The sequence below is a fragment of the Falsibacillus albus genome (assembly GCF_003668575.1).
Classification (GTDB): Bacteria; Bacillota; Bacilli; order Bacillales; family DSM-25281; genus Falsibacillus; species Falsibacillus albus.
The window spans coordinates 440168-461216 of record NZ_RCVZ01000003.1; the positions used below are offsets into that span (position 1 = coordinate 440168).

At 45.9% G+C, this 21049-nt stretch carries 24 protein-coding genes and 2 riboswitches; of the genes, 8 read left to right on the forward strand and 16 right to left on the reverse strand.

All coding sequences use genetic code 11. The features are described 5' to 3' along the window. Positions 1–2 precede the first annotated feature (2 nt). The gene (gene serC / locus D9X91_RS07025; protein ID WP_121679865.1) at positions 3–1085 is read right to left on the reverse strand and encodes a 3-phosphoserine/phosphohydroxythreonine transaminase; all 1083 of its coding nucleotides are present in this window, start codon (positions 1083–1085) and stop codon (positions 3–5) included. Positions 1086–1327: 242 nt separating this feature from the next. Continuing rightward, a riboswitch (cyclic di-GMP riboswitch) is annotated at positions 1328–1412 on the forward strand. A 15-nt stretch (positions 1413–1427) separates the two neighbouring features. On the opposite strand from serC, the gene D9X91_RS23000 reads away from it, so the two are divergent. The 3 genes from D9X91_RS23000 to D9X91_RS07035 all read left to right on the forward strand — a co-directional run bounded on the left by D9X91_RS23000 (position 1428) and on the right by D9X91_RS07035 (position 3624). Beyond that, entirely contained in the window at positions 1428–1559 is a 132-nt protein-coding gene (locus D9X91_RS23000; protein WP_267900802.1) for a hypothetical protein, read from the forward strand. A 157-nt stretch (positions 1560–1716) separates the two neighbouring features. Further along, positions 1717–2379: a hypothetical protein gene (locus D9X91_RS07030; RefSeq protein WP_121679866.1), complete on the forward strand. Its 663-nt coding sequence runs from the start codon at positions 1717–1719 to the stop codon at positions 2377–2379. Positions 2380–2394: 15 nt separating this feature from the next. Beyond that, the gene (locus D9X91_RS07035) at positions 2395–3624 is read left to right on the forward strand and encodes an efflux RND transporter periplasmic adaptor subunit (protein ID WP_121679867.1); all 1230 of its coding nucleotides are present in this window, start codon (positions 2395–2397) and stop codon (positions 3622–3624) included. 59 nt (positions 3625–3683) lie between these two features. Here the strand turns inward: D9X91_RS07035 and D9X91_RS07040 are convergent, their stop codons facing one another. From D9X91_RS07040 to D9X91_RS07055, 4 genes are all read right to left on the reverse strand, one after another. Continuing rightward, positions 3684–4589, reverse strand: a complete 906-nt coding sequence (locus D9X91_RS07040; protein WP_121679868.1) for an AEC family transporter — start codon at positions 4587–4589, stop codon at positions 3684–3686. Positions 4590–4744: 155 nt separating this feature from the next. Beyond that, positions 4745–5299 carry a thioredoxin family protein gene (locus D9X91_RS07045; protein ID WP_121679869.1) on the reverse strand — a complete coding sequence of 185 codons (555 nt, stop codon included), beginning with the start codon at positions 5297–5299 and terminating at the stop codon, positions 4745–4747. 76 nt (positions 5300–5375) lie between these two features. Further along, positions 5376–5699, reverse strand: a complete 324-nt coding sequence (locus D9X91_RS07050; RefSeq protein WP_121679870.1) for a topoisomerase DNA-binding C4 zinc finger domain-containing protein — start codon at positions 5697–5699, stop codon at positions 5376–5378. A 129-nt stretch (positions 5700–5828) separates the two neighbouring features. Further along, positions 5829–5999, reverse strand: coding sequence for a nuclease-related domain-containing protein (locus D9X91_RS07055; protein WP_121679871.1), 171 nt, complete (start codon positions 5997–5999; stop codon positions 5829–5831). A gap of 309 nt (positions 6000–6308) precedes the next feature. Then, positions 6309–6402: riboswitch (cyclic di-GMP riboswitch) on the forward strand. 17 nt (positions 6403–6419) lie between these two features. On the opposite strand from D9X91_RS07055, the gene D9X91_RS23005 reads away from it, so the two are divergent. Continuing rightward, positions 6420–6551, forward strand: coding sequence for a hypothetical protein (locus tag D9X91_RS23005; protein WP_267900803.1), 132 nt, complete (start codon positions 6420–6422; stop codon positions 6549–6551). 65 nt (positions 6552–6616) lie between these two features. Here the strand turns inward: D9X91_RS23005 and D9X91_RS07060 are convergent, their stop codons facing one another. Continuing rightward, positions 6617–7054, reverse strand: a complete 438-nt coding sequence (locus D9X91_RS07060) for a VanZ family protein (protein ID WP_158598255.1) — start codon at positions 7052–7054, stop codon at positions 6617–6619. A gap of 422 nt (positions 7055–7476) precedes the next feature. Between D9X91_RS07060 and murB the strand changes: the two genes are divergently transcribed. The 4 genes from murB to D9X91_RS07080 all read left to right on the forward strand — a co-directional run bounded on the left by murB (position 7477) and on the right by D9X91_RS07080 (position 10125). After that, positions 7477–8391 (forward strand): UDP-N-acetylmuramate dehydrogenase, encoded by a 915-nt coding sequence (gene murB, locus D9X91_RS07065; RefSeq protein WP_199738083.1) that lies wholly within the window; start codon positions 7477–7479, stop codon positions 8389–8391. 78 nt (positions 8392–8469) lie between these two features. Next, positions 8470–8889, forward strand: coding sequence for a plasmid pRiA4b ORF-3 family protein (locus tag D9X91_RS23010; protein ID WP_158598256.1), 420 nt, complete (start codon positions 8470–8472; stop codon positions 8887–8889). After that, a complete protein-coding gene (locus D9X91_RS23015) occupies positions 8876–9205 on the forward strand; it encodes a plasmid pRiA4b ORF-3 family protein (RefSeq protein ID WP_158598257.1) in 330 nt (109 codons plus the stop codon). Before D9X91_RS23010 ends, D9X91_RS23015 begins: the two co-directional genes overlap by 14 nt. A gap of 167 nt (positions 9206–9372) precedes the next feature. Continuing rightward, positions 9373–10125, forward strand: coding sequence for a YdcF family protein (locus D9X91_RS07080; RefSeq protein WP_121679875.1), 753 nt, complete (start codon positions 9373–9375; stop codon positions 10123–10125). Positions 10126–10359: 234 nt separating this feature from the next. Here the strand turns inward: D9X91_RS07080 and D9X91_RS07085 are convergent, their stop codons facing one another. The 10 genes from D9X91_RS07085 to D9X91_RS07130 all read right to left on the reverse strand — a co-directional run bounded on the left by D9X91_RS07085 (position 10360) and on the right by D9X91_RS07130 (position 21013). Further along, complete coding sequence (locus tag D9X91_RS07085) at positions 10360–12585, reverse strand: peptidoglycan D,D-transpeptidase FtsI family protein (RefSeq protein ID WP_121679876.1); 2226 nt, start codon at positions 12583–12585, stop codon at positions 10360–10362. Positions 12586–12749: 164 nt separating this feature from the next. Next, on the reverse strand, positions 12750–13115 hold the full coding sequence (locus D9X91_RS07090; protein WP_233569718.1) for a hypothetical protein: 366 nt from the start codon (positions 13113–13115) through the stop codon (positions 12750–12752). 103 nt (positions 13116–13218) lie between these two features. Beyond that, on the reverse strand, positions 13219–13587 hold the full coding sequence (locus D9X91_RS07095) for a DUF3899 domain-containing protein (RefSeq protein ID WP_158598258.1): 369 nt from the start codon (positions 13585–13587) through the stop codon (positions 13219–13221). 85 nt (positions 13588–13672) lie between these two features. Further along, on the reverse strand, positions 13673–15292 hold the full coding sequence (locus D9X91_RS07100; protein WP_121679878.1) for a peptide ABC transporter substrate-binding protein: 1620 nt from the start codon (positions 15290–15292) through the stop codon (positions 13673–13675). A 65-nt stretch (positions 15293–15357) separates the two neighbouring features. Continuing rightward, on the reverse strand, positions 15358–16314 hold the full coding sequence (locus tag D9X91_RS07105; RefSeq protein WP_121679879.1) for an ABC transporter ATP-binding protein: 957 nt from the start codon (positions 16312–16314) through the stop codon (positions 15358–15360). A gap of 1 nt (position 16315) precedes the next feature. Further along, positions 16316–17329: an ABC transporter ATP-binding protein gene (locus D9X91_RS07110; protein WP_121679880.1), complete on the reverse strand. Its 1014-nt coding sequence runs from the start codon at positions 17327–17329 to the stop codon at positions 16316–16318. Between the two features lie 12 nt (positions 17330–17341). Next, positions 17342–18286 carry an ABC transporter permease gene (locus D9X91_RS07115; protein WP_121679881.1) on the reverse strand — a complete coding sequence of 315 codons (945 nt, stop codon included), beginning with the start codon at positions 18284–18286 and terminating at the stop codon, positions 17342–17344. A gap of 1 nt (position 18287) precedes the next feature. Then, positions 18288–19214: an ABC transporter permease gene (locus D9X91_RS07120; RefSeq protein WP_121679882.1), complete on the reverse strand. Its 927-nt coding sequence runs from the start codon at positions 19212–19214 to the stop codon at positions 18288–18290. A gap of 303 nt (positions 19215–19517) precedes the next feature. Further along, a complete protein-coding gene (locus tag D9X91_RS07125) occupies positions 19518–20366 on the reverse strand; it encodes a M55 family metallopeptidase (RefSeq protein WP_121679883.1) in 849 nt (282 codons plus the stop codon). Positions 20367–20542: 176 nt separating this feature from the next. Next, a complete protein-coding gene (locus D9X91_RS07130) occupies positions 20543–21013 on the reverse strand; it encodes an Lrp/AsnC family transcriptional regulator (RefSeq protein ID WP_233569720.1) in 471 nt (156 codons plus the stop codon). Positions 21014–21049 lie beyond the last annotated feature (36 nt).

Sequence of the window (21049 nt, forward strand, 5' to 3'; positions counted from 1 at the left end):
CCTTATTTGTTGGCTTTTTCAAAGCTTTCCATGAAATCGATGAGCGCCTGGACGCCTTTGACCGGCATGGCATTGTAGATGCTGGCACGCATTCCCCCGACCGATCGATGGCCTTTTAAATTGACAAGCCCTTTTTCACCTGCCTGTTTGATGAAGGCTGCGTTTAATTCATCCGACTCGGCTGTGAACGGGATGTTCATGAGCGAACGGCTGCCAGGTTTCACTAGAGAATGAAAGAGTTTTGATTGGTCAATGAAATCGTAAAGCATCCCAGCTTTTTGACGGTTGGTTTTTTCGATTGCTGCAATGCCGCCTTTTTGCTTCAGCCACTCGAAAACGAGCTTGGCGACATAGATGCTGAAGGTCGGTGGTGTGTTGTATAAGGATTGGTTTTTTGAATATGTTTCATAGTTTAATAGTGTCGGACAGTTCTCTATCGGACTTCCAATCAGGTCTTCACGAACAATGGCGATCGTCAGGCCGGCTGGGCCGATATTTTTTTGTGCGCCTGCGTAAATCAGGCCGAATTTCGAGACGTCATAGTGTTCAGAAAGAATATTGGAGGACATATCCGCCACAAGCGGGATCTGCTTAGTGTCAGGAATCGACGGAATGACTGTCCCTTCGATTGTATTGTTGGTGGTGATGTGTATGTAATCAAGGTCCGTGGATAGGGTGGTTAAATCGACAGTAGGATAGTAGGTAAAGTTTTTGTCATTGGATGAGATCTTCGTGGTGATATCGCCAAACTTTTCGGCTTCTTTGGCGGCTTTGACAGACCATGAGCCCGTGAGGACATATTCCGCCTTCTTGTGCTTGGTGAGCAAGTTCATCGGCAACATTGAAAATTGCAGGGATGCGCCTCCTTGCAGAAACAGGACGTGGTAATTGTCCGGAATATTCATCAGCTCGCGCAGCAAGGCTTCCGCTTCATCGATGATGTCCTGGAACGGATTTGAGCGGTGGCTCATTTCCATCACAGACATGCCCGTCTGGCGGTAATTCGCTAGTTCCTCTTGGACAATGCTTTTCACTTCTTGCGGCAAAACGGCTGGACCTGCAGAAAAGTTGTAGACTTCTTCCATTCGAAACCCCTCATTTATAATCAGAATATTCATGAATTATAAGGGACTTTCTCGTGTCCGGTCAAGGGATAAATTCACGAAATAACGCGTTAAATAAATAAAGCGTTTTCATTTTAGGGTGACAGGCACCATCCATTTTTTGGATGGTGCCTGTCACCTTCTTATTCTTTTATGCATATTATTGTCGAAATGTGCATTTTTTCCTAGAAAAAGGTTTATCCGTCTGGTAAATTGGAGATAGTTGGACGAAAAGGCAAATTCATTGAAAAATGATGGCGCAAAACTAAAGGGGCTAAGGTCTTGGGACTACGCCAGCCAGTTATCGAACCGGGAGGGGTTAAAATGAGCAGATATTTGACACCTGAAGAAGCAGATCGTATCAAGCTGAATCGTAAACGATTAATGTATGCTTTAATCATAATTGCAACAGTCGGTGTTGGCGCAGGTATCTCTGCACTGTCTTATTTAATGTAAGTCAAAAGGTGACAGGCACCATCCAGTTTCTGGATGGTGCCTGTCACCTTTTATGATTCTGGGTATTTCATCCCCATGATTGAAATTATTGGAATTTACGACAATATTTGCGGTACAATAGAGGACATTAAGTGTTTTTTGTTGGGAGGTTCTATTGTTGGTCTATCAGCTTCGTTTTTTCAAAGGGCTTCGGCACCCGAATGACCAGTTTCACCAGCTTGAAAAGGCTGAAACGATTTATGATCTTCGACTGAGATTTTTCCTGCTTTTTGCAGCGAGCGTTTTGATTTTTGCCGTTATCTCTATGTTCGGTCTCGGCACAAATGAGATTTCCGGCGAAGTCAATATCCTTACAAACTCTCAGTTTGAGTGGGAAAAGTTTTTATTTTTACTTGGAAGGATATTACTAGGCTTTATCTTCCCTGCCCTCTATCTCTACTTAATGTCACTCTGGTTTTGGATTTGGACGGACGCAGATTACCGAAAACTTATGGTCGTCCACAGTTTTGTACTGATGATTCTATTAACGGAACAAGTCATACATACAATTTTCGTAGTTTGGTTGGGTCTGGGCTGGTTCTCATCCCCACTATCTCTTGGAGTCATTGCCCAAAGCCTGGATTTCCCGAAATGGCTCATTGCCTTTTTAGGGTGCATCACCGTTTTCAAAATTTGGGCCCTCACCCTTCAATACATAGGGATCAGAAAATTAGCGAGGACGAATCGAGCCGTCACCATTTTGCTTGTTCTGTCGATTCATCTCATTTATTGGGCAATTGCCGCGACACTCGCATTCTTTGAATTGAAAACATTTTTCTAAAAAGGCGGTGAAACCATGTCGAAAAAGACAATTTGGATTAGTTTAGCCCTACTGGTTTTTGTCGGGCTTAACCTTTATCTCATCTATAAAAAAGACAGTTCCATTCAACGAACGAACTATCTTTCTAAATGGACGTCGGTTCAAAAAAAGGATTTAAAAAACTCTTTTACCGCATCGGGTGTGATTGATGCGGAAGAAACAAACCATGTGTTTATCGATCCTAATCAAACCTTCAAGCAATTCCTCGTCAAAAAAGGCGACCACGTCGATGCCGGGACACCGCTATTTGAATACAGCGGCTTGGATCTCCAAGAGCAGCGTGAAATGATCGTCGCCGAGCAGGATCGATTGCGGGAAGAAGCAGCGAGTATTGATAGTTTGCTAGCTGACTTGGAATCAATGCGGTCTTCGTTACCTCAGGATTCATCCTATTCCACTGATCAAAAGGCCGACCAGGTCGATCCGGAGGCGGGGGCACGTCTTGAAACCTACTATTCTCTTTCTAAAACGATTTCCGAAAAGCAATTGGAGAAGGAGAAAGTTCAGCAGCAAATTGATGTGTACGACCAGAAACTGACGACATTGCAGAATGGAGAATCCAATTTACAGGTGGCAAGTCCGTATAGTGGAACTGTATCGGATATTTCAGACGACCTAGATAATCCTGCGATCACGATCGTCTCGAACACATCCATCGTCAAAGGTTCGTTTTCCGAGATGGAACGCGATAAAGCAAAAGAAGGGATGAAGACGATTCTTTCTTCTTCTCACTGGAAAAAGGACGTGAAGGGCTCTTTGGCAAAGGTCGATTCCCTTCCAGAGCAAAAGCCTACTGCTGACGGTGTGTCCACATATCCATTCACGATCATGATGGAGGAAGGAAAAACCGATTCGCTTCAGGGTTATCATGTCGATGCAGAAATCATCACGAAGGAAGCGGATAATGCCCATGCCCTTCCTGAAAAAAGCATCGTGAAAAAGAACAAGAAACACAGCGTTTGGGTACTGAACGATGAAGGGATTGTCGAAAAGGCAACCGTCGATATCGGCATTGAGGATGACGGCTATGTAGAGGTAAAAAGCGGCGTCAAAAAAGGCACACACGTGGCTGAACTGCCCTCAGAGGTTCATCGCGAGGGTCCATTCATCACCAAGATCAAACCTTCTAGGATCCTTTGGGACAAAGATGCCGACTTCTCAGAGGAATGGAAATACATCATATTGGGAATCTTGGAACCGCAGTAACAAAAAATTAAAGGGTGACAGGCACCATCCAGAATTTGGATGGTGCCTGTCACCCTTTTTTAAACACCTAAAATATAGAGCATGATCGGCAAGGTGATGATGCTCATTAACGTACTGACTAAAGTGACCGAGGAGACGAACTCCGGTTTCGCGTTGAACTGGAGGGCGAACATCGTCGTGTTGGCCGCAGTCGGCATCGCTGCCATTAAAATCATGATATTCCTCACGACTTCCGAAACGGGAAGCAAAAAGGCAAATGCGGTCGCAATCAATGGCGACAGGATAAATTTGATGATCAGTGATATCGTCATTTTCTCAAGCTCCAGGTTTCGGAGGGAGATCGTCGCCAGCTGCATGCCGAGGATGATCATGATTGTTGGCACCGTCGCATCTGAAATCATATCGATCGCCTTGTAGATTTGCCTTGGAAAATGAAAGTGGATAAGCTGAAGGATGATTCCCAGGATGGCCCCGTACATGATCGGCATGCGGACCACGGCCATCAGCGCCACTCGCGCCCCTTCCTGCCGGTCGCTTCCTTTCGCGGCATAATAGATCCCGATCGTGCTCATGATCAGCTGTTGGATGATCATGAAGATGACCGCAACATCAAACCCCGCCGCTCCAAAAGCGAACAATGCCACTGGGGTCCCGTAATTTCCGTTGTTCATAAAGACTGAAGACAAGATCATGGAACTCGTTTCACTGCGGCTATATTTTTTAAAATAAGACACGATATACACGATGGCAATCAACCCGAAGCAAAGCCCGAGCCCATAAATGGTCAAGTACAAATAATCCATGTCGATGCTGTTCTTATAAAAGGTACGGAATGCCAAGAAAGGCGACATTAAATATAGCGCCATCGTCGAAATGTTCCGAGGGTCAAATCCGATCACTTTCTGTCCGATGAACCCAATCCCAAAAATAATGAATACCGGTAAAAGAATCAAAACAAACTGCACAACATTCACCTTTTCTCTGTAAATTCAAAGCAGCGTCCATAAAATACCCATTTATTTTACCATATCTTAGCGAATTCTATGAATCATGCGCCTAGCGTTGAAAGGGTGACAGGCACCATCCAGAAAATGGATGGTGCCTGTCACCCCATAAACATTCACTTTTTGAAGACCTTTTTGATGCTTTCATAGACTTCATGCCAGACGCCATGGTCGTCTCGGTATTTTTTTGTGAGGGTCGAAATGAATTTCTGCCGATTCTCTTCAAAAGATGGGTCTTCTTTAGATGGAAGTTTGGCTCTTGCTTCGTCGACGAATTGCTGGATTTTCGGAGCACGCGGACCCCAAACCGCTCTTTCATTGCCTTCCTGATCAATAAAGATAAAAATCGGGATCGCCCTTGATTTTCCGTTGGTCAAATATTGATCCATCAGTTCCAAATTTTGATCTCTCTCGAGCAGCCTGACTTCCATCCCCGCTGCTTCGGCAATTTTAAAGAGGATCGGCACATTCAGCATCGCATCCCCGCACCAGTCCTCTGTCAGGACGATGACTCGAAGATCCGCTTTCTTCAGCTCTTCGAAGAAATGTTCATCTTCAGGCGGAATCGAAAAGCTTTCCAGGATCAACAGCAAGTTTCCTTGATGTTTTTCCATACTGTTTATGTATTCTTTTGGGGTCATCCCTTTTGTAAACCACTCATTCAACGACATGCCTTCACCCTCTTTGTTTTTTTATAGGCCCACTTCTACTTTTAATATAACCCGTATCCGTGCTGTTCTAAAAGTTTTATGTGGTGAATCTGCATTTTGAGTAGTCGCTGCACCCGTTAAATTCTCCGTATTTACCTTTTCTTTTCTTTAATTCCCCTCCGCATTTAGGAAATATACCCGCTTTTACATCATTTTTTTCTTTGGTTCGTTGTTGGGTGATTTGCTCCACATGGTCTCGTTTGGTGGATTCTTCATTTAATAAACACGATTCAATGATTGCTTTCAACTGGGATTTTTTAAAATGTGTCATATGTATTTCCTTAAATTCATTCACTGCATGAATGATGCGGTTATCATAAGTCACTCTGACAGTCTCAGAAGTAACATTTATCTTTTTCAATTCAGCCTTCGAATGGAAGGCAATGATGGAGTAATATGGACCATCATAGTGTGTAACGAGAATTTCTTTTAACGCGTGTATATGGCCATAGTTTTGGTGAATCGGATTTTGAAAGGACTCCTTCCGCTTTTATTTGACCTGTTTCCATTGCCTCGATTGATCATCTCCGAATATCCAGCCTTTGTAATTCTTCGTCTCAACTACAAAAATGCCATAAATCGATAGGATCATATGATCGATCTGGACACTCGATCCGTTCTTGGATGGTAAATAAATATCGTGTAAAACGATGTACTCCATCTCATCCAGCTTCCTTAAAAATACCCTAACCGATCCTTCCTTTCACAGTCGGCATTGCTAAAATGATTGACACAACTGCAGCTGCAGCCAAAAACAAAAAAGACAACCTTCTTCCCCCTTCCAATATCAGACAATATTATAAACCAATAAGAAATATTTGGAAATTATTTTCGATAGGTGACAGGCACCATCCAAAAAATGGATGGTGCCTGTCACCTTTTCATATTCGACAAAATTCTTTATTTTTCGGCAATTAGGGTAATTCGACCCATTACTTTTATTCCGATTTATTGTATAGTAGGAGTCGAATGGACGAAATGGCAAAATTATTGAAAAATAATGACGCAAAACTAATGGGGCTAAAGTCTAAATGCGATTAGGACTACGCCAGCCAGTTACCGAACCAAGGGGGAAAGTAAAATGAGCAGATATTTTACACCAGAAGAGGCATTTAAAAGAAAAGAAATTAAAAAGAAGCTAATGTATGTTTCATTCGGTTTAGTCACAGCACTGATTGCAATAGCTGTTTCTACTTTGGCTTACATGATGTAAGTCCATTTAATATAAAAGGGTGACAGGCACCATCCAGAAAATGGATGGTGCCTGTCACCCTTTTTTTATTTCATTTCTTTTTCTACATCGTTTGAAGATGTTATTCGCAGCTGTTTGCCGGTGTAAATGATCACCAGGGCTGCAAGTATGCCGAAGGAGTCGACAAAGACGTCAAAGATCCGGCCGTCCCGATTAAAGATGATCTGAAGAAATTCGGTCAGGCAGGCGTATCCGACCGCAATAACGAACACAATCGGCGTTCTTTTGAGCCAGCTGTATAGAAGCAGCGTCAGGATGAAGAAACATGTCATATGGCCAATTTTTTGAAGCACATAGATCGGATCTTGGAAATCGACAAAGCTATAATAAAACAATTCATTAAAATTTGGATGAGGGTTTACGTCAAAATGGATTTTTCCATAAAAGAATAAATCCACAAAGCTTTCCGAGCAAGTGAACACAAAGATCAATAAGGCAAACAATAGGACGCGAATCGGTTTCATCATAACACTCCACTCTCTTTTTCATTCCTACCATTTTAGACGACCGCTCCATCATTTATTCCGTCCTCCCATCCTTTTTACATTCGCTCAAAGTTTTCAAAATCCCCCCGCTGCTCTAAACAAATATTTTTATCGCATTTTTAATCCCATCATCCCTGGCCAAAATAATCATATATTTTGAAGTAGGTGATGACGAATGGATGAAGATAACAGAAACATATTCGTTGGCATATGTTGGGGAGTCCTTTTCAGCATCCCCCTTTGGATTTCTTTTTTCGGCTGGATCGGGCTGATTTCACACTGGCTTTCATACTGATTTCCATAACTGGTTCAATAAGATGATTTAACTTTTAGGTGGTTTAGTCATATAATGATAATGGGTATTGCCCAATGACAACTATTAGACAATGGGAATGATAAAAATGACTAATACGGAGATACACCAAAAGCTTTCAACAATTGTACGACCTGAAAATTTAAAAATAGATGAATTGATTCGAAACCATACCTACACCAAACTTGGCGGGAAGGCCGATTTCTTCATTACGCCCACTACTTATGAAGAGGTTCAAGGGGTGGTGAAATTTGCGATGCAGGAAAAGGTTCCTTTCACCCTGATCGGAAACGGCTCCAACTTGATCGTCAAGGATGGCGGCATTCGCGGGATCGTGTTGAATTTGAAAAATTTCAACCAGATTTCTGCAAAAGGAAATCAAGTGATTGCCCAAAGCGGCGCGCGGATCATCGATGCTTCAAGACACGCTTTGGACCAGAATCTTTCAGGACTTGAGTTTGCCTGTGGTATTCCCGGCACGGTAGGCGGGGCGTTGTTCATGAACGCCGGTGCCTATGGCGGAGAAATCAAGGACGTCCTCGAATCAGCGATAGTCGTCGATAAAAATGGCGAGCTCATCAACCGTGCGGCAGAAGACTTCGACCTGTCGTATCGTACAAGTAATATACCTGACAATGGGGATATTGTTCTGGAGGCAACATTCACTCTGAAACCAGGAAACTATGAAGACATTAAAGCAATCATGGATGACCTGACATTCAAGCGTGAATCGAAACAGCCCCTTGAATACCCTTCTTGTGGGAGTGTGTTCAAACGGCCGCCTGGCCTTTTTGCCGGCAAACTGATCCAGGACAGCAACCTGCAGGGAACAAGCATCGGCGGCGCGGAAGTTTCCACGAAGCATGCAGGGTTCATCGTCAATAAAAACAATGCTACTGCTGAAGAATACATCTCATTAATCCGCCACGTCCAAAAGACCGTCAAAGAAAAATTTGATGTGGAACTTGAGCGGGAAGTCCGGATCATTGGGGAAGATCTATAAACTTTTCAACCAGAGCCCATGCACAATTTTCGCATGGGCTTTTTACATAGAAATGATTTTTGTAAGGAGCTGATGATTATGGATTTGGAAAAAATGTTGAAGTCAATGATGACCTCAGACCAATTCAATAATTTGCCAAAAGACCAGCAGGAATTGATTCAAAATCTATTGACCAGCAAACCTGTGACTAGTGAAGTGCCCTATGCAAAAAACTATGATGAAAAGAAACTAAAACGCCCGGTAAAAAAACAGATCTATCAATTAAAAATTTCTCTTAAAGGAGCCAAGCCCCCGATTTGGAGAAGGGTGCTCGTCCCTAATTCCGTTTCTCTTCATGAGCTCCACTCGATCATTCAAATCGTCATGGACTGGTCAGACTCACATCTCTATGGATTTGTAAACAAGAAGAACGCTTGGTTTGAGCCGGTTTATGAAGATGATTTCGGTGATTTCAAAGAGAAATATGACTCACAGAAAGTATACCTTGGCTGTCCTTAAGGATGAAAAGCAGACGCTCACTTATATTTACGATTTCGGCGATGATTGGGAGCATAAAATATTGCTTGAACAATGTTTGGACGAACATGAAGGACCTCTTCCCATTTGCATAAAAGGAAAAGGCTCCCGTCCCCCCGAAGACAGCGGCGGTATGCATCACTATCAAAATATGCTCAAAACCTTGGCAGATCCAGAGGCAGATGAAGATGAAAAGGAAGATATTCAACAATGGTTAGACTTTATGGAAGAGGAGCCTTTCTCTCTTGAAGAAACGAATCAGGTTTTACTGGAGTTTTTTGAAAAAGGACGAAGCTGAGGAAAATGAACATCCTTCCGCAGAAATCAACCTTAACATTTGAATAGTATCAATGAAACGAGCATTCATTAAATTTAACCAAACGTTTGATTAAATTTAAAATCTCCTATCCAATCATCATGTGAATTCGTATAATCAAAGTAGTCACGATCGATTAGGAGGTCCATATGCTCTATTTGATTAAATTTCTATACAGCTTCTTTCTTCCGCCAGGCATCTTCGTCCTCATCCTTCTCGGACTGTCCATCTGGTTTTATCGGAAGAAAAACCGCACGGCATCCAGTGCGTTTTTCGTATGCTCTCTGCTATTTTACATATTTTCTACCCCATGGTTGGGTGAAAAAATTATTCATCAACTCGAATACAAATACACACAGCCTAAACAGGTCAACGGAGATGTACTCGTGATGCTTGGAGGCGGTGCGGTTCTTGCACCAGATATCGGCGGTTCCGGCATTCTTACCGATTCAGCCACGAACCGGCTCATTACGACTGCTCGGCTTTACAAGAAAACGCACCTGCCGATCATCGTATCCGGAGGCGAGGTGTATCCCGACAATGGAAATGAAGGGGAAATTACGAAAAGACAGCTGCTTGACCTCGGGGTGCCAGCTGATAAAATCATCATCGATAACAAAAGCCTGAATACGGAACAAAATGCCTTTTATACGAAAAAACTGCTCGATCAGCATCAATTCAAACGGCCGGTGCTGATTACATCTGCATTCCATATGAAGCGGGCTGTACTTTGCTTCACACAAGAGGATGTTGAAGTTCAGCCGTTCCCATGCGATTACAGGACAAGTGCGAAACCGCCTGTCTACGCCAATAAGTTTACACCAGGGAATTTTGAAGACATTTCTTTGGCAGCGAAGGAATATTTGGGTGCGTTTGTGTTGAAGGTAAAAGGGATCTTATAAAAATATTGTTTTCGCAAAGAGTGTTGTTTTAAAAAAATTCTTGATTAGAACGTCAGGTGCGTAACTCCAGAGTGATCAACGGGTCAGGTGAAGCCGATGGCCCTCACCGCCTGCTCCTTTGAAAACGACCGTCCTGCCGTGGCAAACAAACAACTTTGCCCAACCTTTAATAAATAGCAACAAACTAGAGCCATAAAAAAGAAAAAGGATGGGGCGCGATGCCCATCCTTTTTCTCATTGGCCGTTACCAGACGGCTTGCCATCTTCATTTTCTTTTCTTGCTTCCTCCTGCCCTTTTTTCACATCCTTGATGTTTTGTACTTTTTGGACGGAGGTTGATTGGTTCATGCCTTTTTCCTCGCGTTCTTTTTTCAAGTCAAAGTAGGCGTCCATGACCTTCTTGGCGATGGAATAGTTGATGCCTTGATTATATGCATCTTCTTGATACGCCCAAGGGACAACGACTGAAAAGGCGACTTCTGGGTGGTCATATGGTGCATAGCCAGCCATGGTCAGGTTCCAGGTCAAGGTTTGATGGGAGTAATTCGGATTGTCGCCAGCATATGGCCCTTGCGCGGTTCCGGTCTTAACGGCTGGTTTATACGTCGTGGGCTCTGAACTATATTTCGTCGAGTAGAAAGTGCTGTGGCCTGTTCCACCTGGTTCTTGAGCCACTTCCCGGAAGCCTTCCTTTACTCTGTTGATCCATTCAGGCTTCATGTCCAGTTTATTTAACACTTTGGGCTGGATCTCCTCAACAATTGGACCAAGACGATCAGATGCTTCCACAGGCTGCCGGATTTCCTTTACAAGATGAGTCTGCATGCGATAACCGCCGTTGGCGATCGTGGACATATATTGAGCAAGCTGCAGCGGTGTAAACGTATCGTACTGTCCTATGGCATAGTCCAAAATGAAACCAGGGTTGGTGGTATCTTGGCCTTTAAATCCAACCTGTTCTCCGGGAAGGTCGATTCCCGTCCTAGTTCCAAGGCCGAATTGTCTGAAGCTGGTTCTTAAAATATCAAATGTATTAGACCTTAAATCCAAAGGAGCTTTTGGCACATAATGCCCGTGGCCGATCGCGATGGCCGTTTTAAACATATAGACATTGGATGACCTTTTGAGGGCGGTTAAATCATTGATTCGCCCCATCCCTCCTCTGACATATGATGCCTTTGTAGGAGTCCCTTTTATATGGAGCGGTTCATCGACAATTTGCTCCCCAGGGGAAATCGCCCCGGTTTTATAGCCGGTCAGCACGGTCGCTCCTTTAACAGCCGACCCCATTGCATAGGATGATGTGATATTCCCGAGTGCAAAATCCTCCAGGACAGGTTTGCCGTTATCAAGTTTGTATCGCTTCCCTGCCATGGCTTTAATTTCCCCTGTGTATGGGTTGAGCATATTAACAAATACGCGGTCAAGAAGCTGATGGCCAGGTTGCTGTTTTGATTTCAACAGCTCGTCACCGATGATTTTCTCAATTCTTTTTTGGAGCTCCATATCAATGCTCAGCACCAAGTCGTCTCCTCTTCTGCCCTTTTGGATAACTTCCGTTGAGACGACACTGCCTGATTTATCCGTGATGTTCTTGATTTTTTCTTTTTGCCCCTGAAGCACGTCTTCGTATTGCTTCTCGATGTAGCTCGTTCCGACACGTTCATTGCGATTGTACCCTTTTGCCACATAGGCATCCGCTTCTTCAAGCGGCAGGCCGCTGTCCCTGTCGCTTATTTTCCCAAGGATTGTTTTCAACGTATCGCCGAATGGATAGATCCGGTTCCAATCGGTTGTGATATCAACGCCGGGAAGATCCTTCAAATGCGCGCTGACTTGGGCAAATTCTTCGTTTGTGACATTTTCATTTTTAATGATCTGCGGGGTCAGATTATAGCCGCCGATCATTTCGCGATAGATAGCGAGCACTTCTTTATCGTCATCTGTCAGCATGCTCAAATCGGCTTTCGTAATCCGGTCGAGCTTCATTTGATAGAGCTTTGCATCGCCATCTTTCTTTTTTTCGTAATCCTTTTTTTCCTTTGCCGTCAGTTTTTTGTCGGCAAGGTTCGGATATTTGATGATCCAATAATCCTTCTGTTCCCGCTCAGTGATTTTCGTGATTGGCTGCTTGATCAGCTTGGCCAGATTTTTTGCGACCTTGATCATATCTTCCTGCTTCGTTTTGGGCGTTCTGGTATATGTAATTGCATTGACGGGAGCATTATCGACAACTGCATTTCCGTTTGCCTCGAATATCTTTCCTCTGGGAACGGAATTGGACACCGTCACATCCGTCGTCCTTTGGACCTCACGAAGGTAATCCTGGCCGAACACAATCTGTACCATGCCAAGGCGCAGAATGAGGAGTGAGAATAATATAAAAATCACAAAGAACATCAAGTTCATACGCACTGGAATATACGACCTCTTGCCCTTCTTTTTCTTCTTCTTGACCATCGGAACACCCCATTCTTTTATTAATTTCGATCTCTTCTAATCTACTTCCTATTATAAGGCAAAAATCCATATTTTTCTATTAATTGGCGGTTAAAAGGGTGACAGTCACCATCCATTTTCTGGATGGCGCCTGTCACCCTTTTTTTACCCTTTTTAAATCTCTTTTATATGGCTCCCATACCCTGGAGAATGATCTTGGCGTCTGCGTTTAGGTAATGGGAAATGTCTTTTCTGAGCATGAGCGGGGCGTTATGTTTAACGCAGAATTTAATTCCTTTCAAGTCGAATTTCGATGCATAGCTATTGATGGAGTTGATTGTGATGATCTCCTGGCGGCTGAGCGGCTTTGTGCCATCCTGTCCTTGATTGTAGAGGAACTCGAAAAGCTCGCGAGCGTTCCCTTTTAGTAGATGCCGATTCTCTTCCAACACATCTATGTTTTCCTGAATATATACCCTTGTCAACACCAAGTCGTGATTGTCCACGCTCTGATCGATCTTCTTCAATAACTCACGGAATCCGATTGCCATCTTAAGCCCCCCAGTCTTGTTGTCTATCCTTACTACTTCTATCGGTCGAAATTGAAATATGTAAAGGGGTGACAGGCACCATCCATTTTCTGGATGGTGCCTGTCACCCTATAATAAGCAAGCACAGTGAGAAGAGGGTCATGGAGGCGCCGATGCTGATGGCGATGTGCTTGGTGTTGGTTTGTAGCTTGGAGCGCCATGTTTGCAGGGCTGCGTCCTTTCGCATGCGTTCGTAGACCTGCTCCATTGCCCTTGGCTTTCTGAAGATGCCGTTTTGCATACGGCGGAACCCTTCCGAAAATAGTGCGAGAAAACCAGTTTGATAGATATAGATGCAGACCCCGGCCAGCAGCACGATCAATCCGTACAGGAATGTCTGATTGACCATCGTGATCGCGTCGACTCCTGCAGCCAGCTTCACAGCAAACAACACAACAAACATACTCGGTACAGTAAACAAATAAATGCGCATGCTCGCGCCTCCCCTCCCCTTTATCATGACAGGAAAAGCCTGATGAACACCGAACCCTTCATCAGACCCTTCCCTCTGCTAAATGTTATTTCACTTTTTTCGCCCAGCGGACATCCGGATAGCGGTTCACCGGATAGACGATGCCCTTGAATTTCGGCGACGTCAAATAGTTTTGAGAGTAATAGTAAACCGGGATGAACGGAAGATCCTTCATGAGAACATCCTCCGCCTGATGAAGCAGCTCATAGCGCTTGTTTTCATCCTGCTCCACTTTCGCTTGCGCCATCAAGGAATCATATTTTTTGTTCACCCAGTTGGTACGGTTGTTCGGGCTGTCCCCCAAGTAATAGTCAAGGATGACCGTTGGATCGACGAATACCCCAATCCAGCCCATGCGAGCCATTTGGAAATTCTTTTGCGCCGTTGTATCCAAATACGTCTTCCACTCTTGGTTGGCAACGCTGATTTTCACACCTAAGTTTTTCTTGATCATTTCCTGGATCGCTTCGGCAATCTTCTTATGGTTATCGGATGTATTGTACATGAGCGTCACATCCGGAAGCTTCGACCAGCCTTCCTCTGCCATGCCTTCTTCCAACAATTTTTTCGCTTCGGCCGGATCTTCCTTGATATAGTCCCCTCCCTGCTTGCGGAAGTCGCCATCAGGTGTGTCCACACCAGGTGGTACAAACGCATAGGCAGGCGTCTCACCGGATTGGGTGATGTTCTTTGTGATCGCTTTGCGGTCGATCGCCATCGCAAACGCCTTACGGATCTTTTCATTCGTAAATGGCGGCTTGTCGATGTTCAGCATGAACATGTACGTCCCGAAATAAGGCGTAATCTTGAATTCCTTGTTGCTTTTTTCCTGTGCCACCACATCGGATGGGAGCGTCTGGATCAAGTCCAGCTGATTCGTTTTGTACATTTGATAATACGTGTTGGCATCATTGACCATCTTCCACGTGATTTTATCCATGGAAATGTCTTTCTTGTTCCAATACTGATCGTTCTTTTCAGCTACGACTTCATTGTCATGCTTCCATTCCTTCAATGTGTAGGCGCCGTTGCTGACATAGCCTTTCGCTTCTGCAGCCCAGTTTTCATTTCCTTCAACGACCGATTTTTCAACCGGATAAAACGTCCACATCGTCAATAATTTATCAAAGTAGCCGAGCGGCGCATTCAATGTCACTTCCAACGTTTTGTCATCGAGCGCCTTTACGCCTACTGCATCTGCACTTCCTTTGCCTTTGTTATATTCTTCGGCCCCTTTAATGTAGTAAAAGTAAAAGGCGAACGCACTAGCCGTTTTCGGATCTAAAACGCGCTTCCATTCATATTCAAAATCCTGTGCCGTCACGGGATTCCCATCCGACCATTTCGCATCATCGCGAATCGTGAACGTATAGACCTTTTTATCATCCGACACCTTCACATCACTGGCAGCTCCAAGGACAGGGTTTCCTTTTTGATCCTTCGTATAAAGTCCTTCAAACGTATGATCCAAGATCCATCCTGATGTCGTATCCGTTGCCAGCGCTGGGTCAAGCGATGGCGGCTCACTCATGGCGTTCAGCGTGATCGCCTGCTCGACATCACTCGATCCGCTGCCGCTTGAGGATGCGTCATCACTGCTGCATCCAGATAAAGCTGAAACCGATAAAAGCATTAAAGCGACAATAGCCAAAAAAGCTTTCTTCATTTCATTTCCCCCTCATTATGGATTGTTATCTTGTCAAGATCGGGCAAATCCGACCTGGTGAAACCTCAATCATATAGATGGCATGCCGCCCAATGGTCTTCTCTGACTTCCTTCCACTCCGGCACCTTTGCGGCGCAAACATCTGTTGCAAACGCACATCTTGTCCTGAAGCGGCAGCCGCTCGGCGGATCCATCGGACTTGGCGGATCGCCGGCGAGGACGATGCGCTCCCGTTTCCCTGCTGAACGCGGGTTGGGCATCGGGATGGCGGAAAGAAGCGCCTGCGTATAAGGATGCAATGGCTCCGCAAACAGCTTCGCGCTTGTCGTCAGCTCCATGATCTTTCCAAGGTACATAACGGCGATCCGGTCGCTGATATGCTTGACCATCCCAAGATCATGGGCGATAAAAAGGAAGGTCAGGTTCTCTTCTTCCTTCAGATCCTCGAGCAGGTTGATGATCTGCGCCTGGATGGACACATCGAGCGCAGAAATCGGTTCATCGGCCACGATAAACTTCGGTTTGACCGCCAGTGCACGTGCGATCCCGATCCGCTGGCGCTGTCCACCGCTGAACTCGTGCGGGAACCGCTTCGCATGATCCGGACTCAGGCCCACCCGTTCGAGCAGCTGATAAATCCGGTCCTTCCGCTCTTTTCCTTTTGCAAGCTTATGGGCATCGATGCCTTCAGCGATAATATCGCCGACCCGCATCCTTGGGTTCAAGGAAGAATGAGGATCCTGGAAAATCATCTGCATCTCACGATTGAACTGTCTGCTCTTTTGCTTATCCAGTTCATGAAGGTCCAGCCCTTCATACATCATCCGCCCATCCGTCGATCCCTGCAGTCCGACAATCGTTTTGCCGAGCGTCGACTTCCCGCTCCCGCTTTCTCCGACCAGTCCGAACGTTTCGCCTTTTTTGATAAAAAAAGAAATGTCATCCACCGATTTCACGTATTGTTCGGGACCTACTTTAAAATGCTTTTTCAGATTGTAGACCTCCAGCAATTTTTCAGCCATCCTATTCCCTCCCCGCTGCTACAAAATGTTCGACTTTCGGTGCCCTTGGGTCGTTCAGCCAGCATTTCGCATGATGCCCATCACCAATGGAAAAGTCGTTTGGCATTTCCTCGACGCATATTTCCATCGCGTACTTGCATCTTGCTGCAAACGGACAGCCCTTCGGCGGTGAAAATAGATCTGGAGGCGCACCCTCGATCGGGACAAGTCGTTCTTTCTCCGGGGCATCCGGCTTTGGAATGGATTCTAGCAGCCCCCATGTATACGGATGCTTCGGATTTTCAAAAATATCAAAGACGGTGCCTGCTTCCACGACGATTCCGCCGTACATCACGACAACGCGCTGTGCCGTCTCGGCGACAACTCCCAGGTCATGCGTGATCAAGATGATCGACGTGTCCGTTTTCTTTTGCAAATCCTTCATTAAATCGAGGATCTGCGCCTGGATCGTAACATCGAGGGCGGTCGTCGGCTCATCCGCAATCAACAGCTTCGGGTTGCACGCGAGTGAAATGGCAATCACGACGCGCTGTCTCATCCCGCCGCTGAATTCATGGGGATATTGAGAATACCTTTGCTCCGGATGCGGGATCCCAACAAGCCGCAGCAGCTCGATCGCCCGTTCCTGCGCCTGCTTTTTCGAAACTCTTTGATGCTTGATCAGCCCCTCGGCAATTTGCTTTCCGACTTTCATCGTCGGATTCAAAGAGGTCATCGGGTCCTGAAAGATCATCCCTATTTGCGAACCACGGATTGCCCGGTACTCCTTTTTCGAAAGCTTTGTCAGTTCCTTTTCTTCGAGTCGTATGCTTCCACCCTTCAGTTTTCCGGGAGGGGAAGGAATCAGGCCCATGATGCTCTGCACCGTCACACTTTTTCCGCTGCCGCTCTCCCCGACGATCGCGACGATTTCACCTTTATTGACATCAAAAGAAACATTTCTTACGGCCTGCACCTCACCACCGTATGTTTTAAAAGAAACCTGCAGATCCTCTACTTGCAGTAATTTCTTCAATTCCTTCACCTCCTAATCTCTGATTTTCGGATCCAGCGCATCCTGAAGTCCATCGCCAAATGCATTGAAGGCAAACATCGTCAAGGATATGAAGAACCCTGGGAAGAATAAACGCCACCACTGGCCGCTCAAAATGACCCCGAGTGCATCGTTGGCCATCGTCCCCCAGCTGGCGAACGGAGCCTGGACGCCCAACCCCAGGAAGCTGAGAAAAGACTCGGCAAAGATCGCCTGTGGGATCGTAAAGGTTAAATTGACGATGATGATGCCGATCGTATTCGGCAAAAGATGTTTAAAAATGATCTTCGCATGTGAGGTCCCAAGCTTCTGGGCGGCCATCACGTATTCCTGCTCCTTCAATTGCAGGATCTGCCCCCTGATCAATCGTGCCATGCCGACCCAGCCCGTGATGGACAGGGCAACGATGATCGTCCAAAGCCCCGGCTTCATGATCACCAGCAGCAAGATGACGACAAGCAAATAAGGGATTCCGTATAATACCTCGACACAGCGCATGAGGATATTATCGATCCGGTCCCCCATCTTTCCGCGCCCCGCCATATAGCCGGAAATGCCGCCGATGACGACGCCGACACAAAGGTCGATGAAGGCTGCAACCAAGCCGATCGTCAGCGAGATCCGTGCGCCATACCATGTCCGTGACCACATGTCCCGTCCGAGGTCGTCGGTCCCGAACCAATGCTCTCCTCCCGGCGCTTTATTTCCGTTCGTCAGACTCTGCTCGGAGTAGCTGTATGAAACGAGATGCGGGCCGATGATCGCCATGACCACAAGGAGGACAAGGAGGCTCAGCCCGAACATCGCCAGTTTGTTTTTCACAATTTTGATGAGTGCATCCTTCCAGAAGCTTAAGCTCGGCCGCTGGATGGACTGATCCTCCAGCCTGCTGCGATCGATTGCTTTGAAAAGCGCATCGGATGTTTTTTGAGATAGCACCTTAATCCCCCTTACTCGTTAATTTGATTCGCGGATCGATCAGACGGTACGATATATCGATCAAAAACAGGGTGAGAATCAGAATGGAACTGAAAAATACCGTAATTCCCAAAATCACCGGATAATCGCGATTTAAAATACTGTCGACGAAATGCTTCCCAAGTCCTGGAATGGCAAAGATTTTTTCAATGACGAAGGTTCCTGTGATCAAAACGGCAAACAGCGGCCCGATAAAGGTCACAACGGGTAAAATCGCATTGCGGATCCCGTGCCGGACAACGATCCCGACTGGCGACAGCCCCTTTGATTCAGCCATTTTCATGTAGTTCTGACTCATGACTTCAAGCATACTTGAACGCATGAAGCGGGCGATGACCGCTAATGGCGTCGCAGCGAGGGCCAGCGATGGAAGGATCGTATGCTTCCAAGTCCCCCAGGAGGCGACCGGGAACAGGTGCCACTTCACCGCAAGGAATTTGATCAGCAGCGGCGCCAGAATGAAGCTTGGCACCGATATCCCGATGATGGCGATGACCATGGAGGTGTAATCGAGAAATTTATTATGATTCAGCGCGGCGATGATGCCGAGCAATAGTCCGAAGAAAATCGCAATGATGAGCGACTGGATACCCAGCGTCGCCGAGACGGGGAATCCATCAGAAATCAAAGCATTCACATCCCGCGTCCTCGATTGTGTGGAGGGACCGAGATCGAATGTCGCCAAATTTTTCATATATAACAGGTACTGCACCGGGACGGGTTTATCGAGGTTGTATTTGGCACGGATGTTGTGGATCACATCCTCCGGCAGCGTCTGGGCATCGGAAGAAAACGGATCGCCCGGGATGAACTTCATGATGACAAACGTGAGGGTCGCAATCACCCAGATCGTCACAATCATCGTGAAGATGCGTTTCAAGATATACATTCCATTCCCTCCTTTTTTTTCAAAAAGTTTTTTCTTCCATTTCAAAAATGATTTCTGTTCCAATCAACTTAACCGAAAACGAAGACTTGCGCAGAATTCAACCTTGCACAACCTTTGATGGAGCCAAAACTCTACGAAAAGAGCCTTCTGTTTTTAAAAGGCTGTTTTCTAATAGATTTTGTTTTTTATAGATTTTTTCAAAAACCGAGACTCCGGAATAATTAGCGGTCAGGTGAGACCCCGCAGGCGATATCTGCCAAGTCGACTCAATTCCCTCGCCTTGGAAATCAAGCAAAAAACGAACTAAGCATTGACCGATCCGAGCACCCCATTCGTCGCCGTCATGGCAATGATGACGCAGCCCCACATATGCTTGTAGGCAGTCACGATATCCGGACAGGTAAACGTGATACGTTTCGGACTGAGCATTTCGACGGAAGGAATCGTCGTTGTCATCAGGGCTTGGTTGGACCCTTTAAATTCAATTTCAAAGGTGACGGGGCTGGCGAGCTTAAACGGTGACATTGATTTTGCCTTCCGGACGCCTTTCTCCGCTTTTTCTTTGATTAATTCCTGAGCAACGGCTGGATGGAGGAGCTCTGCGGAAAAGCGGTCGACTCCACGCTTGACCACTGCCGCTTCGACATCGGGCAGCGTCTCCAGTACTTCACTGACATACGCATCATCGCCTGAAATCATGATGGCCGGCACCCCGAACTGTCCTGCTACCATCGCGTTCATTTCCGTCTCGCCCACGACCTGGCCATTGATTTTCATCTCGTTGACGCAGATCCCAGCAAGCGTATGGCTGATGACGGTCCGCTCCGAACCTGCTTCCCGACCGTGGTGGCCGATGAACATGATGCCGTCGAAGCTGTCATCAAGACCTTCCAGCTGGCACATCACCCGGTTATTCCCGGATACGAGGCGGGCCCTCCTGTCGAGATCTTCAATGAAAATGTTCGACATATTTCCGTGGCCATCGGCAACGACGACTTCAGTTGCTCCACCGTTAAATGCGCCTTCAATTGCCGCATTCACATCCTGGGTCATCAGCTTGCGGAAGCGCTGGTACTCTGCCGGCGTCTTCAGCTGCTGGTTTGTCGCGACACCGGATACCCCTTCGATGTCTGCTGAAATGAATATTTTCATTTGCTTGTCCACTCCTTTACTAAATTGTCTGTGTAGGTTGAAACGTTTCGAAGGGATTTTTTAAAAGGCTATATTATTTCTAGTATTTATTCATTTGATGTTGATTGGAGCGGAAGGCGCGAGGAGTCTCACCGCCTGCCCCTCGGAAAGCTAGCATCATGTAGTGGAAATATTTATCACACTTCGTTATCTTCACCTAAAAAATAATCAAAAGAGTTTTTATACACTTCGAGCTGGACGATGAAGTTGGTCGCTGATATTCCTTCGATCGCATTCACGTTTTTCACCATCTGTGCCAGCCCTTCTTGATTCTCAACATTGATTTGAAACAATAACTGATATTCGCCTGTCGTCATCGTGATGTAGCGGACTTCACGGAATGCTTGCAGTTGTTTGATGACAGACTCCATAGCATTCGGGTTGACCTTCACCTGGATGATCGCTCCCGATTTGATGCCCAAAGCACTGGGGTCCACCACCCCGACGACCTCGAGGATGTTTAAATCGACTAAATTTTTGTAGCGCGATCGAATCGTTTTCTCCGTGACGTTCAGATGCGTGGCAATCTCTGCAAATGACATTCTTCCATCATTTGATAAAAACTTGATGATTCCGCGATCCAACGCATCCAATGTATGTTTGCACAATTCCTCATTTCACCACCGATATGAAATTTTACTTAT

Coding starts and splice junctions, on each gene's coding strand:
- D9X91_RS07055 (WP_121679871.1), bottom strand. CDS start 5,999: ATGGAGTACATCGTTTTACACGATATTTATTTACCATCCAAGAACGGA.
- D9X91_RS07100 (WP_121679878.1), bottom strand. CDS start 15,292: ATGAAGAAAGCTTTTTTGGCTATTGTCGCTTTAATGCTTTTATCGGTT.
- D9X91_RS23000 (WP_267900802.1), top strand. CDS start 1,428: ATGAGCAGATATTTGACACCTGAAGAAGCAGATCGTATCAAGCTGAAT.
- D9X91_RS07035 (WP_121679867.1), top strand. CDS start 2,395: ATGTCGAAAAAGACAATTTGGATTAGTTTAGCCCTACTGGTTTTTGTC.
- D9X91_RS07085 (WP_121679876.1), bottom strand. CDS start 12,585: ATGGTCAAGAAGAAGAAAAAGAAGGGCAAGAGGTCGTATATTCCAGTG.
- D9X91_RS07060 (WP_158598255.1), bottom strand. CDS start 7,054: ATGAAACCGATTCGCGTCCTATTGTTTGCCTTATTGATCTTTGTGTTC.
- murB (WP_199738083.1), top strand. CDS start 7,477: ATGACTAATACGGAGATACACCAAAAGCTTTCAACAATTGTACGACCT.
- D9X91_RS07080 (WP_121679875.1), top strand. CDS start 9,373: ATGCTCTATTTGATTAAATTTCTATACAGCTTCTTTCTTCCGCCAGGC.
- D9X91_RS07090 (WP_233569718.1), bottom strand. CDS start 13,115: ATGGCAATCGGATTCCGTGAGTTATTGAAGAAGATCGATCAGAGCGTG.
- serC (WP_121679865.1), bottom strand. CDS start 1,085: ATGGAAGAAGTCTACAACTTTTCTGCAGGTCCAGCCGTTTTGCCGCAA.
- D9X91_RS23005 (WP_267900803.1), top strand. CDS start 6,420: ATGAGCAGATATTTTACACCAGAAGAGGCATTTAAAAGAAAAGAAATT.
- D9X91_RS07105 (WP_121679879.1), bottom strand. CDS start 16,314: ATGGCTGAAAAATTGCTGGAGGTCTACAATCTGAAAAAGCATTTTAAA.
- D9X91_RS07045 (WP_121679869.1), bottom strand. CDS start 5,299: ATGTCGTTGAATGAGTGGTTTACAAAAGGGATGACCCCAAAAGAATAC.
- D9X91_RS23010 (WP_158598256.1), top strand. CDS start 8,470: ATGGATTTGGAAAAAATGTTGAAGTCAATGATGACCTCAGACCAATTC.
- D9X91_RS07120 (WP_121679882.1), bottom strand. CDS start 19,214: ATGTATATCTTGAAACGCATCTTCACGATGATTGTGACGATCTGGGTG.
- D9X91_RS07125 (WP_121679883.1), bottom strand. CDS start 20,366: ATGAAAATATTCATTTCAGCAGACATCGAAGGGGTATCCGGTGTCGCG.
- D9X91_RS07095 (WP_158598258.1), bottom strand. CDS start 13,587: ATGCGCATTTATTTGTTTACTGTACCGAGTATGTTTGTTGTGTTGTTT.